The following is a 12845-nucleotide window of genomic DNA, read 5'->3' on the forward strand; positions in this document are numbered from 1 at the left end:
GAAGTATGGATCAGTTTACTATTAACCTACTTTTCGTCGGTGGCTCATTTGCGCTTTACTTCGGTATTGCATTTTGGGCTCGTGCGGGATCTACCAAAGAATTCTATGTGGCTGGCGGCGGTGTTCATCCAGTTCTAAACGGGATGGCGACGGCGGCTGATTGGATGTCGGCGGCTTCTTTTATCTCTATGGCGGGTCTTATCGCTGCAGGCGGTTACGCTAACTCAACTTTCCTTATGGGTTGGACAGGCGGCTACGTATTATTGGCTATGTTACTGGCGCCTTATTTACGTAAATTCGGTAAATTTACTGTGCCAGATTTCATTGGAGATCGCTTCTACAGCCAAACGGCTCGTTTGGTCGCGGTTGCCTGTTTGATTATCGCTTCTGTAACCTACGTTATCGGTCAAATGACTGGTGCTGGTGTCGCTTTCTCTCGCTTCTTAGAAGTTGATAGCAACACAGGCTTGGTGATCGCAGCGGTAGTGGTTTTCTTCTACGCTGTACTAGGTGGCATGAAAGGGATTACTTACACTCAGGTTGCCCAGTACGTTGTATTGATCATCGCTTATACTATTCCAGCGATCTTCATCTCATTACAACTCACTGATACCTTTATCCCTGCAATTGGGTTGTTCTCTACGCACACCGAATCTGGCTTGCCTTTGCTGCAAAAACTGGATGAAGTGGTACGTGAACTTGGATTCCAAGATTACACAGCCGATGTTGATAACAAATTAAACATGGTTCTGTTTACACTATCTCTCATGATAGGTACAGCCGGCCTACCTCACGTTATCATTCGCTTCTTCACCGTACCTAAAGTCGCTGACGCTCGTTGGTCTGCTGGTTGGGCATTGGTATTCATCGCTTTGTTGTACCTAACGGCGCCTGCTGTTGCGTCAATGGCTCGTCTTAATCTTTTGACGACTATTTACCCATCTGGCCCTACAGAACAACCGATTGAATACGCTGAACGTCCAGATTGGGTTCAGACTTGGGAAACAACCGGTCTAATCAAATTTGAAGATAAAAATGGCGATGGCCGTGTACAGTTCTATAACGATGTTCCTGCGTTTAAAGACGAAGCTACAGCACGTGGTTGGGAAGGTAATGAGCTCGTTGTTAACCGTGACATCCTTGTATTGGCTAACCCTGAGATTGCAAACCTTCCAGGTTGGGTCATTGGTTTGATTGCTGCGGGTGGTCTTGCCGCTGCACTGTCTACCGCGGCAGGCTTATTGTTGGCAATCTCGTCCGCCATCAGTCATGACTTAATAAAAGGATCGATCAATCCCAATATCAGTGATAAGGGGGAATTACGGGCAGCAAGGATCGCCATGTTTGTCGCCATCGTTGTGGCTACTTATCTCGGTATGAACCCGCCCGGATTCGCGGCTCAGGTAGTAGCATTGGCCTTCGGTATTGCCGCAGCGTCTATCTTCCCTGCGTTGATGATGGGTATCTTCTCCAAACGTGTAAACAGCACAGGTGCCGTTGCCGGTATGCTTGCTGGTTTGATCTCGACTTTGGTGTATATCTTCTTATTCCTAGGTTGGTTCTTCATTCCAGGTACAGCGTCTTTCGCAAACACACCTGACAACTGGTTGTTTGGTATTTCTCCACTGTCATTTGGTGCTATCGGTGCGATGATTAACTTCGCGGTTGCGTTCACAGTATCTTCTATGACGCCTCCACCACCGAAGGAAATCCAAGACCTTGTTGAAAGCGTGCGTTACCCTCAAGGTGCAGGCGGTGCTGTTGACCACTAAGGTTTAACCGTACTGACTTGTATTAAAACGGGCTTCACTATTTTGTGAGGCCCGTTTTGTTTATACTCACAACACTTAAATAAAATAAGAGAACGCGTATGTTTTGGGAACTCATTGCAACTGTTTTTGCTGGTATTGGCGGCGCAGGTATCGCACTGTTATTGAGAAAATTAACTAAGCAAACCGCGCCTAAGTGGTTAGTACCTGTTTTCGCTGGCACGGCCATGCTGGGTTTTCAAATTCAAGGTGAGTACGATTGGTACGATCATCAAACCAGCTTACTGCCCAAAGGGATTGTGGTTGTAAAGACCGTTCAAGAAGAAGCGCCATGGCGCCCTTGGAGCTACGCTTTTCCACAGACCATGCGTTTTATTGCTGCGGATGTTGCTAACTCGGCTAAAAACAAGCTCGACCCTAATCTGGTTTTAGTGGATTTGTATTTCTTTGAGCGTCGCAGCATGGCAAAACGCGTACCGCAAATAGTAGATTGTATTCAAGGTGCGAGAGCGGATTTCACTCAATCATTCAGCGCGTCACCTGACCCTACGATACCATCTGCCCCCACATGGTATCCATTAGAAGAAGATGATTTACTTTTAAAAGCCCTGTGTGATGCGCAAACGTAATATTCATAGCGAGATAACGGTCCAAATGGTTAGTTTTTCTCAACTATAGGCGTATTTTTTATCGTTTGTCTAAATGGTTCATCATTTCTATTATATAAGCATCAGAACGGAAAACGCTTTGATGCTTATAAACATTATGAACCCATGAGGAAACTACCATGAACAACACAAAATCTATCGTTGAATTATTAGACAATGTTAATATTGATTATCTTACTGATGCTGAAAAATACGAAATGATTGCACGCGCTGAACGATCTGAATACATAGTTGCAAGCATTGCGTCTGCTGTTGCCAGCGTTAAAAAAGCAGTGTTCAAAATGAAATCCGCTTTTGTTTCTTCCTCTGCTCAACACGCTTAATTGATATAAAAACTGACACCTTATTGGGTAAGCGTCTAAACACAACCTAGACATTTTGGCTTACTCCAACAGGCTTGTAGAAATAGGAAACGGCGCTAGAATAAAAACATAAAGCGCTTCCCTATTTACCCTTCTTGTTATCTGATCTGATTTTCATACCACGCAGAATTAATGATTTATCTAGGCTTATATTGAGCCCGACAATATCCTCGACTTACGGCGGGATCCCGAAGCTGTAAATGCTTTGTCTGACGACCGCTTACACGCTCCCTCCAGAGTTTAAAACTGCCTGACTTCAACGTTCTACGCATAAAACGAATCACCTGCTGCTCATTCATCCCAAACTGATCTTTAATGGCCTCAAACGGGGTTCTGTCTTCCCATGCCATTTCAATGACCCTCGACTCTTCACTCAAAGAAAGTGTCATTTCTTTATCTCCTTACTTAAACATTGGACGCTGCGCTGATTGTTTCAGTGCCATTTGAATTTTATACGTACAGAAAGCCAAAATAGATGACGACTCATGAGTTTATTAACAATTTTTTAACAGAGCTTAAATCTTACTGATTTTAACGTTAAAATAAGTGCAGCTTATCAATTTGTGCCATCAACTTTCGCAAAACCAACGTGAGAACCCAACCCAATGTCAGTCTTTATCAAACTCATACGCAATTTCTTAGGTCTATTCATAGCAACGATCGACGTGCTGACGCGCGGTTTTAAAACCAAACGACCTCAAGCACAACAGCAAGTCGTGAATACGGAAGCCAAAAACCTCGCTCTTTATCAGTTTTTTGCCTGCCCTTTTTGCATAAAGACCCGACGAGCCATATATAAACTTAACCTTCCTATCGAAATGCGCAGTGCATCAGAAGGGTCACCACACAGAGAAACACTATTGCAAGGCGGCGGTAAAATCAAAGTGCCGTGCCTTCGCATAGAAAAAAATGGTGAAGTTGAATGGCTATACGAATCATCCGAAATCATCCTCTACCTTAAAAAACATTTCAACTGAATAAGCCTAATTTAAAAATCGAAATGAAAAACGAAAAATTGCACTTTTGCAGAAACCATTCAACAGGCCAGTTTATTACTGGCCTCCATAATTACAGAGTATGCTGTTTTAATAATTAGCAGCACACGGGTCTACTGTTAATTCGTAATGACTGTTAATTCGTAATGACTTTTACCGTACTGCTTCTTATTAATTTTGCCGTGTTGTTGTCAACTTTGATCACATTCGGCATCATGTTACTGATCATACGATCATGTGTGGCTATTAATAAAATAGCCTGGGGTGATAACTTTGCAATGTACTTCCTGATAGCCATAATTTCTTCAGGCGATAAGTTAATCAAGGCTTCATCAAGAATAATTAGACTTTTGTATTCGTTAATCGTCATATATAACATTAATTTTCGACGCTGACCTGATGACATAGGAATCTGAGAAATATCTGTCTTAAAAAGAAACTCATAATCAATATTAACACTGGAAAATACTGATCTTACTAACTGTATAATTCGTTCTTTATGCCGTACTCCTCGAATATAAAAATTATGGAATACACTGCCTTTGATAAAAGTAGAGTTCATGTCTAAATAAACAACACAATCAGAAAAAGCATGTCTATCAATAGTTTTGGCATCGTATAAACTGTTATAAATGATACTACCGCGATAATCATCATGAAGGGTTACGAGTGTTTTTAATAGTGTGGACTTCCCAACACCAATACCGCCAATCACGGCGTAACTCTCTCCTCTGCGTAAACTTATATTAATATCACTGAGCAAAGGTTGTTCTGATACATTCACAGTCATGTTTTTAATGTCGATGGTATTAACTGCATTTATTTTTAAACCTCGCGTGTAACAGTTTTCACTAATGCTTTCTAATAAAGGGTCAATTGATTTCCTCAAATGGAATAAAGAAACCAGCATCTGAAACCCTTTACTGACTACTGAGGTCAATGCCGCAGACAATCGACCATTTAAAACGAGTAAAGCGATTAATACCGCCAATATACCAACGTCTATTTTAGACTGAGGTAATTGCAAAACTGTCGATATAAGCCATATCTATTCGTGGAATAACGAAAAAAGAGAAGACGTGGGCTGCCGTTTCCGGCGACGATAGCGTTCTCACACAACATCGACATACCCACTCTATGAATGCTACGACGCCCCAACAAATAATGCAACGCTGGCAAATCGTTCAAGGCCAATTGATTCCTGCTTTACACCAAGAAATAGGCTTGTTGACCCCAAAACTTGAAAAACTGATTCATATCTTGGAATGGTCTCGCATCGAAGAGTTTGTGACACGCTTTTCGTATCGGACGGGGCGTCCTCCCCATGAACTCGCTTGGTTAGCCAACGCGTTTGTTGCCAAGGTAGTGCTTGGGCTTACCACCACGGTGCATCTAATAGAACGCCTAAACATGGACAAAGCATTACAGCGAATCTGTGGATTTCCGCTTCATAAGAAACTGCCCTCAGCCTCGACTTTTTCTCGTGCGTTCGAGACGTTTGCCAAAGATAAGTTGGCCGAACGTGCCCACGAGGTGCTGATCAAAATGCACTTTGGAGATCGTCTCATTGGGCATATCAGCCGAGACGGGACGGCGATTAAGGTGAGAGAACGTCCACAAAAGATCGACAAAGTGGACACGGATAAACCTAAGCTTAAAGGGCGGCCCCGCAAGGACAAAGATGAAAACCGCCCGATCAAATTCAATGTGGCACGGCAACGTACCCAATGCCTAGAAGAGATGCTTAAAGAGATCCCGGTTGATTGCCGTCGTGGCACAAAATGCAATGCTCAAGGCTATAAAAACAGCTGGAATGGCTACAAACTGCATCTAGACATTGCAGACTGTGGCGTCCCCATCTCCGCTTTGCTGTCCTCAGCCTCCATGCATGACAGCCGTGCCGCCATCCCTCTGTCTCACATCAGTGCGGCGAGGGTGACCAACCTTTATGATCTGATGGACGCCGCCTACTGCAGTATTGACCTGCATGAGCACAGTAGAGAGTTAGGGCATGTGCCCCTGATAGATCACAACCCCAGAGGGGGCGAGAAAGAAGGATTTGAACCCGCCGATACGGTGCGTTATCGGGAACGTTCGGGCGCAGAACGAGCCAATGGCCGACTCAAGGATGAGTTCGGAGGTCGACACATCTGGGTACGTGGTGAGGTAAAAGTCATGAGTCACCTGATGTTTGGCATTTTAGTACTGAGTGTCGATCAACTGCTTCGACTGCGGCAATAAATCGCAGAAAAATAAGTCATGTATCGAGGATATTGTGCTTCTGGGGTGGTCACAGAACGAGCCGCTATGATCAAAAAAGAGAGAAAAGCGATGACGACCTAGTCAAAATAGAAAATGCATAGAAACACATGCTTAACTGAGTAAAAAAACAGCCTCTAAAAGGGCGATAAGTTATCCACAAATGGGTTGGCTATTAGTTTTGCAAGATGCTCGACTGATAAAACATAATAAGAAAAAGACAAAAACTGGCTAAAAAAGATGAGTATCGTACAAGCTCATCCCAATTAAAGTTAACGCGACTGATCCGTTTGTCTGAATGAAAAATTTTCTGACACGCTTGCTCAAATTGAGAAAATGACGATTCAAAATCATAAAAGCGTAACTGTTGAGCATTGCTACAAATTGAAATACGCTCAGTTAGCATTTCCTGCTGTGATGCTTCATGCTCCAAATACGCTTTGTAGTTTTTATAACGTATCCACACCAAAACACCTGCCACTGTCACATAAAATAACAAGAGATATAAAGAAGAAAAACCGATCACCATGGTGATTGCAATGTAAGAAATAATAAAAACGGCAACGTCCGTTATTAAACTAGCAAAATTATCCCAAACAATTCTGCGATTACTTTCAATTTGTCGTGTTTTTATCAAATTATCTGCCAAACGACTAAAGGATAATAATGAAAATAGATATTTTTCAATTTTTAGAGACTTTTCATCCACAACTTTAATATGCTGTAACTTAACCCATTTTTTAACAAAAAACTCAACCGACCAAAGCATTGAAAAACACAAGGTAATAAAAATCAAAGTGTAGGAAACGTCATTATAAATCATTCGTGTATTAAATAAATTTGCATAAAATGCTGGAATAAGAGCAAAAGGTGAAAGCAGAAGTAACAGACCGTTTACTTTTGGAAAATACTCCAGTAGTGTACGAATAACATCATTTGTTGTTAATTTCTTGGGGACTTCTTCGAGATAAACTATATCCAAATCATTCATTTTGGATTGAGAGAGTGGACTGTGTCCATCAATAACAAACTGATCGTCTGATCGATGAATAAGACACCACTTCTTTTCAATATTCACAAGAAACACATCTGGTAAATGGCGAAGCTGACTGAATATATTTTTGTGCAAAGAAATATTAAAAAATGGGTCTAAAAAGAGCGTATTTGTCTCACTCAGCGTTTTCTCAAGTGTTTGTTCACTGACGTATTTATACGCTTTCCAATCAAAATCTGCACCCGATTGTTCAATAAGAGATGATAAAATTTCTTTCATAAATTTTCCGACTTACCCTTAATACGACAATCTGGCTCGGGGAACAAAAACAGTATTTAATTAAAGACATCGATTAAAGAGCTGTATATTTCAACATCCGTATCAATCCATTTACATTCTAATCATGAAATACTGTTTTCTATATTATTTGATAACGATTGATTTTCAAAATCTATCGCTGATTGAGGTCGACCAATAAAATAACCTTGAAAAAGGCTGCACCCTACACTGGATAACAAATCTAACTGCTGCTGGGTTTCTATTCCCTCGGCTGAAACTTGGATATCTAGCTCGTCAGCTATATTCATAATTGAACGAATAATAGATTCTTTTTGATCTGAGTACTCTAACGCATCTTGAACAATATCCTTATCTATTTTTAACCGATCAATTTTGAAATTTTTCAAATTTACTAATGATGAATACCCTGTACCAAAATCATCAATATAGACCTTGATACCAAGCCGAGCAATCTGCCTCACTTTGTCTCTCGCCTCTTCAGGATAATTCATAATTGTATTTTCGGTTACTTCAAATGCAAAATGCGCAGCGTCCAACTCGTGATCTTCTAGTAAGGTTTCTACATAATTTAACAAACCAGGATCGACTAATGTTTTATGACTTAAATTAATAGCCATAACTTGATGCGGTTGCCATAATCCCGATTTTTTCCATGTACTCGCTTGTTCAAAAGCAGATTTCATTACCCAGCGATCAAGTTTTACCAACATGTCATATTTTTCAGCGACTTCAAATAAGACAGAATTAGGCACTAGTCCACGTACCGATTCGTTCCAGCGAACATACACTTCAGCCCCTTTAACACTGCCGTCAGCACTGGCTTGCACTTGATAAACCAAGTCTAAGCCATCTTCTCTCAATGCTGTCGCCAACGACTCTTCTAAAGGGATGGCCATTTGAATGCGCAAATCATGCAAAATACTGGCAACCGAAGAGAGCTGATGGGACGTCTCAGTAATAGTGTTATTGAGGGCTTCATAGCTTTTTTGAGTGGTGTCCACCATTAACAGCATCGCATTGCGCATTTCGCTCATCGCGGCGTTACTACTGTGCGTGTGCTCGGTGAGCTGATCGGCCATCTGACCAAAAACACGCTCTGTAGATCGCAAATGAGTTTGCTGGTCGTTACGAAGCCCATCAAATTCTTGCTGGACAGTCAGTATTGCTGATTTTAATGCGCTTTCAGTAGCTTGTCGGGTTTCTTGCTGATCAGAACGTAAGGTCACTATTTCGTCTTTTACGGCTGCCATGGTTTGGCTATTTGTTCGAATCGTATCGTTTAATGTTGTTGCTAATTCGGAGCCAGAATTTTTTTCTAGCATTAAATACAGATCAGACCAAACTTTCTCTTTATCGGCCGTTAGCTCAAACGTTTGCTCAAGATAGTGTTTTATATTATCCAAGCCCTCCTGTTGTTTATCATCAACCGCCACCATTGCATTGATTGAAGCTTCGCCAGAGCGCTTTCCTTCGTCTTTTTTTAATTGGTCGTTTTCTCTATAAAAAGACGCCAGATAGTTAGATGAAAATAAAATAGCGACAGACGCTCCTACCCCCAAAATAGACGTTAAAAACGCCAATGACATCGAATCTAACGCTGTACCAATAGCCCCCAACAATGACGCCATTTTAGTGGTAAAGTCACCTTCTGCGCCCATACCAGCGGCAATACCGGCAATCATTTGCGACAAGCCAATAAAGGTCCCTATCAGACCAAATGACACTGACAAGGTAGATGATAAGGTCACTTGTGAGCGAAAGTAAGTAATGTTTGCAAAGCCCTTATTCTTAAACGCCAATGACATCAAAAACACAGACAAAGGGTAAATATAAGCAATTCCAATTAATATGGTTATTTCAGGCGATAAGTGGAATGAAGTGATAATAAAATCGCGCGCAGACTCTAAATAATAAGCAAATAATGGAACGCCTATATAAAAAACCAATCCTAAAATGTACATGTATTTTCCTTTACTATGATCAAAATATTAACATATTACTTTAACTAAGAAACATCATTAAAATTAATTTAATAAATCACTACAATATTGTCCAAGACAAACTCGATAAAACAGATGTTGTAGGAAGAACCTCAGTATAAACCTTCACATTCTTTGAGAAATTCATATCACGTAAAAAATTCAACATATTTACTGTACTCTTTTTTTTATCGTCATTACTGTTTATTGTTATTCTCAATGATTCAGCACTTTTTAGTGAATTTGAGATAAGTATTTTGTGCATTTCATCTAGTTTAAAGTTGACTATATATCGTAAGCGATTTTCATCAAGGTTATATTCCACTACATCCCGATAAATAATAGGAGTAAATAATTCTCTTTGATCATGTAGATCCTTATCACTGATGGTGGTTAATTTTGCACTGGCAGTTAATGAGGTTGCAGTTTGAACAAGAAAAAATATTGCAACTAATACCATCATGATAAGTGCTGAAGCCAAGGCATCCACAAAAGGGGCTAAAGTATCATCATCCATTATTTTTTTCTCTTACTTCCAAAGGGTAAAAGTTAATATCCACATAGCAAGTATTAAGTACTTCAGTGGTTTCATAATTATTTGTTGTTTCAATTTTCATACTGTTTAAAAAATATTGATTCAATACAAGATAGTTGTATGTAGATATTTCTTGCATTTCTCGTTTTTTGGTATTGAAACCATAACTGCAACCCGTCTGATAAGATACCACCCGATGAGACAGTGCAGCATTTTCAATTTCAATAACAATAACTTCAAGCAGTTTATTTTCAATGAATTTTCCTTCCATCACATACCGATATTTTAAATCATTAATTTTTATCAAACCTTTTGCAGGCATAATAGACTGTACATAACCGATTAAGGCAGAAATAACCACTAATATAATAATCGCCAAGGACGCTGAAATCGCAGAAACAAAGCCAATCATAAATTACCAGACTTTAAAGTTAAAAACATCGGGAATAACGCTAAGCATGTATTCAAATGCTGTTATTTCACTTTCTACAACCATAACATTAACATCGATGCCTAAGTTTAATTTGAGTTTTAGAAACGCCTCATCAGGTTCAATAGCAACACGATAATAACGTTTACTGTTCTCTTGACCTGGTTCATATGGCAACGAGTCTGAACTGATGTCTTTAATAACACCTGTAAACGCTTTACTAAAACCCGTCGAATTGGTCATTACTTTTACATCACGACCAATTTCAAGAAAATATCGATAACGTGACTCAAACTTAGCCACGACTTCCTGTGAGGCCCCGCTTTTTTTCAGCGTATAAATGGGGTTACCTTCTTGGATGAAAGTGCCTATTGCAATTCCTTCTGTCAAATCAAGCACACTGCCTTCTAAAGGAGAGCGAATCATAGCGTTTTCTTTTTTCTCTTGTAAAAGCTCCTGTTGATATTTTTTTTGTATAATATCGGCACTGAGCTCATTAATTTTTTCATCTAATGTGAGAGCACGCTCTGAACGGCGAAGCTGAAAGGTCATAAACTTATCATTTAAGTTTTTTTGAGTGTCCAGCTTACTAATGTCAAAAGAGATAATGTCACTATTTAGGTCGCTTAACTCGGCATCCATATCAAAAAGGCGCAATGTTTCACCACCACCTCGGATAAGAATATTACGCTTTTTACCTAGTACTTCTTTTTTATTTAACAATTCTTCTTTGTGACGTTTTTTTTCTTTTTCCAGTTGCAATATATACCTTTGCTCTTGAAGATAGTCTTGATAAAAATTTAGTATATACTGCCCCCCGGAACCAATAGCATTATTACTTTCATCACAGTACTGTGAATTAAATGCCGTATCTTCTGCATTATTTCCCTGGTTGAATACGTCACTGGTTAAAAAGCATTTTTCCTCTTGGTATTGTTCTAAAAGAAGTTTATCGAGTACGAGACTTTCTGATACTTCTTGCAATTGATATTCATCTTGTAAGTTACGGAATTCTAATAATTTCTGGCCTTTTTTCACGTCATCACCAACAGACGCAAACATGTTAACAACATAGCTATTAGAAGGGCTTTTAAGAGAGACATTACTTTCGTGGATACCCGTTAGCCCTTGACCAGGCGCAACGACTTCGATTTTTCTAAAAAAAATCATATAGACAAATATCAATATAACGAAAACCACCACGGTAAAATACGGCTTTATTCTAATTTTTTTATTCATTTAAAAACTGTGTAGACTGAAGTGCCATTGTATCAACAATTGCATCAATTAAAGATAAATCATAATTTAAAAGAGTTCCGTAGGAAGCGCTCAGACCGGAAAGACTTTTAACAATATCGACGTATTCGAGTTTATCAATCAACAACTCTTTTTCTTGTGTAGACACAAGATCTTCGTTTAAAGTAATTTGCTCCATTAATGACATTCGTTTATCTTTAATATCAAGAAAATCTTTTTGCAAGGAGTTTAGCTGAGAAGACAGTTGCACTTGAAGTAAGTAAACGCGTTCCATTTCGGCATCATACAAATAATAGGCTGACTTTTGACTTTGATCATTCTGATAACTGAATAAATCATAGGTGGCTTTCAAACCAATATAAGAATCCGTTTTAATGTCTCCCGCACGCCATTCATCGCTACCGTATACTTCAAATTGAGTTTCATTTACCAAAGAAACCACTAATCTCTCGCGCTGAGCACTGGCTGTTTTGAGTTGATAATCCAGTAGCAAATTGCGATTTCGTAGTTCCATGTTGCTTTTTTTAATGTCTGCTTCCGTAATGTCAGCTATATTCACACTAAGCAATTGCTCTAGTAAATTAGGGTTTAATCCTACATTGGCGGGCGTGTCAGTTTGGTAATTCGTGTCTTCTCGTAAACTACGAAACATTTGGTCAATACTGGCTTTAATACGTGCAATAGAGTCTTTAAAACGACTCAGTTCAAGTTCCGCCTCTTTAAGGCTAGAAAGCGATGCTATACCTTCATTCGATGCGGTTCGCTGTTTTTCTACATAGTCTTTAAGACGTTGCTCAATGATCTCGTTATCGATGAGATAAAAACGTGTCCGTTCAATTTTCGCTAAATAGCGCAATACCGTATGATAAACAGACAACGCCTCGCTATTGACGACAAGACGAGAGGCTTCTAAATTGCTGTTTGCCGCTGAGATTTTATCAGCAACCCCCGTTCCCCACAGCTTCATGTCCACGTTAAATTTGAGCGCATCAGACCGTGAAGGGTCTGGCGTTTCAGAACCATAATATTGGTTCCACTCTCCGGTAAGCGTCGCTTTTGGCGTATAATATTGGCTTTCTATGTCAGCCAATGCCGTCGCAGATTGCACTTCTTTTTCTAATGCTCGGTACTCATTCGATGATGATAAAGCCGACTGATACACAGCATTTAAGTCAATGGGGTACATGTTTGCCTGTACTTGGCTTATTAACATCAATAAAAAAATACCAAAGAAACACGTCTTACTGCTCCTCACAGATTTCTCCTTTTGCCCAACAACACATCTAAATTTTGATGT

The 12845-nt window shown here is 39.8% G+C and carries 13 protein-coding genes; 5 read left to right on the top strand and 8 right to left on the bottom strand.

Annotated features, from left to right (window positions below; all coding sequences use genetic code 11):
* Nucleotides 1-5: 5 nt before the first annotated feature.
* The 3 genes from FXV75_RS10855 (at nucleotide 6) to FXV75_RS10865 (ending at nucleotide 2760) form a co-directional block, all read left to right on the top strand.
* The gene (locus FXV75_RS10855) at nucleotides 6-1772 is read left to right on the top strand and encodes a sodium:solute symporter family protein (RefSeq protein ID WP_148833330.1); all 1767 of its coding nucleotides are present in this window, start codon (nucleotides 6-8) and stop codon (nucleotides 1770-1772) included.
* 98 nt (nucleotides 1773-1870) lie between these two features.
* Nucleotides 1871-2398 (top strand): hypothetical protein, encoded by a 528-nt coding sequence (locus FXV75_RS10860; protein ID WP_148833332.1) that lies wholly within the window; start codon nucleotides 1871-1873, stop codon nucleotides 2396-2398.
* Between the two features lie 158 nt (nucleotides 2399-2556).
* The gene (locus FXV75_RS10865) at nucleotides 2557-2760 is read left to right on the top strand and encodes an RSP_7527 family protein (protein ID WP_148833334.1); all 204 of its coding nucleotides are present in this window, start codon (nucleotides 2557-2559) and stop codon (nucleotides 2758-2760) included.
* Between the two features lie 176 nt (nucleotides 2761-2936).
* On the opposite strand, the gene FXV75_RS10870 is transcribed toward FXV75_RS10865, so the two are convergent.
* On the bottom strand, nucleotides 2937-3188 hold the full coding sequence (locus tag FXV75_RS10870; RefSeq protein WP_148833336.1) for a TIGR03643 family protein: 252 nt from the start codon (nucleotides 3186-3188) through the stop codon (nucleotides 2937-2939).
* Nucleotides 3189-3404: 216 nt separating this feature from the next.
* On the opposite strand from FXV75_RS10870, the gene FXV75_RS10875 reads away from it, so the two are divergent.
* Nucleotides 3405-3776, top strand: coding sequence for a glutathione S-transferase N-terminal domain-containing protein (locus tag FXV75_RS10875; RefSeq protein ID WP_148833337.1), 372 nt, complete (start codon nucleotides 3405-3407; stop codon nucleotides 3774-3776).
* A 154-nt stretch (nucleotides 3777-3930) separates the two neighbouring features.
* Here FXV75_RS10875 and FXV75_RS10880 read toward each other — a convergent pair whose 3' ends face one another.
* Complete coding sequence (locus FXV75_RS10880; protein ID WP_148833339.1) at nucleotides 3931-4821, bottom strand: ATP-binding cassette domain-containing protein; 891 nt, start codon at nucleotides 4819-4821, stop codon at nucleotides 3931-3933.
* A 110-nt stretch (nucleotides 4822-4931) separates the two neighbouring features.
* On the opposite strand from FXV75_RS10880, the gene FXV75_RS10885 reads away from it, so the two are divergent.
* Nucleotides 4932-6035: a transposase gene (locus tag FXV75_RS10885; RefSeq protein WP_187424847.1), complete on the top strand. Its 1104-nt coding sequence runs from the start codon at nucleotides 4932-4934 to the stop codon at nucleotides 6033-6035.
* 193 nt (nucleotides 6036-6228) lie between these two features.
* Here FXV75_RS10885 and FXV75_RS10890 read toward each other — a convergent pair whose 3' ends face one another.
* The 6 genes from FXV75_RS10890 to FXV75_RS10915 form a co-directional block, all read right to left on the bottom strand.
* Entirely contained in the window at nucleotides 6229-7326 is a 1098-nt protein-coding gene (locus tag FXV75_RS10890; RefSeq protein WP_148833341.1) for a hypothetical protein, read from the bottom strand.
* A gap of 122 nt (nucleotides 7327-7448) precedes the next feature.
* On the bottom strand, nucleotides 7449-9308 hold the full coding sequence (locus tag FXV75_RS10895) for an EAL domain-containing protein (protein WP_148833343.1): 1860 nt from the start codon (nucleotides 9306-9308) through the stop codon (nucleotides 7449-7451).
* Between the two features lie 79 nt (nucleotides 9309-9387).
* On the bottom strand, nucleotides 9388-9843 hold the full coding sequence (locus FXV75_RS10900) for a hypothetical protein (protein WP_148833345.1): 456 nt from the start codon (nucleotides 9841-9843) through the stop codon (nucleotides 9388-9390).
* Nucleotides 9836-10273 carry a hypothetical protein gene (locus FXV75_RS10905; protein ID WP_148833347.1) on the bottom strand — a complete coding sequence of 146 codons (438 nt, stop codon included), beginning with the start codon at nucleotides 10271-10273 and terminating at the stop codon, nucleotides 9836-9838. Before FXV75_RS10905 ends, FXV75_RS10900 begins: the two co-directional genes overlap by 8 nt.
* A 3-nt stretch (nucleotides 10274-10276) precedes the next feature.
* Nucleotides 10277-11530: an HlyD family efflux transporter periplasmic adaptor subunit gene (locus FXV75_RS10910; protein ID WP_148833349.1), complete on the bottom strand. Its 1254-nt coding sequence runs from the start codon at nucleotides 11528-11530 to the stop codon at nucleotides 10277-10279.
* Nucleotides 11523-12803 (bottom strand): TolC family protein, encoded by a 1281-nt coding sequence (locus FXV75_RS10915; protein WP_187424882.1) that lies wholly within the window; start codon nucleotides 12801-12803, stop codon nucleotides 11523-11525. Before FXV75_RS10915 ends, FXV75_RS10910 begins: the two co-directional genes overlap by 8 nt.
* Nucleotides 12804-12845: the final 42 nt, after the last annotated feature.

The organism is Marinomonas sp. IMCC 4694 (assembly GCF_008122525.1).
Classification (GTDB): Bacteria; Pseudomonadota; Gammaproteobacteria; order Pseudomonadales; family Marinomonadaceae; genus Marinomonas.

Bases quoted from the DNA above. Each gene is read 5' to 3' on its own strand.
- FXV75_RS10890 (WP_148833341.1), bottom strand. From the start codon at position 7,326: ATGAAAGAAATTTTATCATCTCTTATTGAACAATCGGGTGCAGATTTT.
- FXV75_RS10900 (WP_148833345.1), bottom strand. From the start codon at position 9,843: ATGGATGATGATACTTTAGCCCCTTTTGTGGATGCCTTGGCTTCAGCA.
- FXV75_RS10905 (WP_148833347.1), bottom strand. From the start codon at position 10,273: ATGATTGGCTTTGTTTCTGCGATTTCAGCGTCCTTGGCGATTATTATA.
- FXV75_RS10885 (WP_187424847.1), top strand. From the start codon at position 4,932: ATGAATGCTACGACGCCCCAACAAATAATGCAACGCTGGCAAATCGTT.
- FXV75_RS10875 (WP_148833337.1), top strand. From the start codon at position 3,405: ATGTCAGTCTTTATCAAACTCATACGCAATTTCTTAGGTCTATTCATA.
- FXV75_RS10910 (WP_148833349.1), bottom strand. From the start codon at position 11,530: ATGAATAAAAAAATTAGAATAAAGCCGTATTTTACCGTGGTGGTTTTC.
- FXV75_RS10855 (WP_148833330.1), top strand. From the start codon at position 6: ATGGATCAGTTTACTATTAACCTACTTTTCGTCGGTGGCTCATTTGCG.
- FXV75_RS10870 (WP_148833336.1), bottom strand. From the start codon at position 3,188: ATGACACTTTCTTTGAGTGAAGAGTCGAGGGTCATTGAAATGGCATGG.
- FXV75_RS10865 (WP_148833334.1), top strand. From the start codon at position 2,557: ATGAACAACACAAAATCTATCGTTGAATTATTAGACAATGTTAATATT.
- FXV75_RS10860 (WP_148833332.1), top strand. From the start codon at position 1,871: ATGTTTTGGGAACTCATTGCAACTGTTTTTGCTGGTATTGGCGGCGCA.
- FXV75_RS10895 (WP_148833343.1), bottom strand. From the start codon at position 9,308: ATGTACATTTTAGGATTGGTTTTTTATATAGGCGTTCCATTATTTGCT.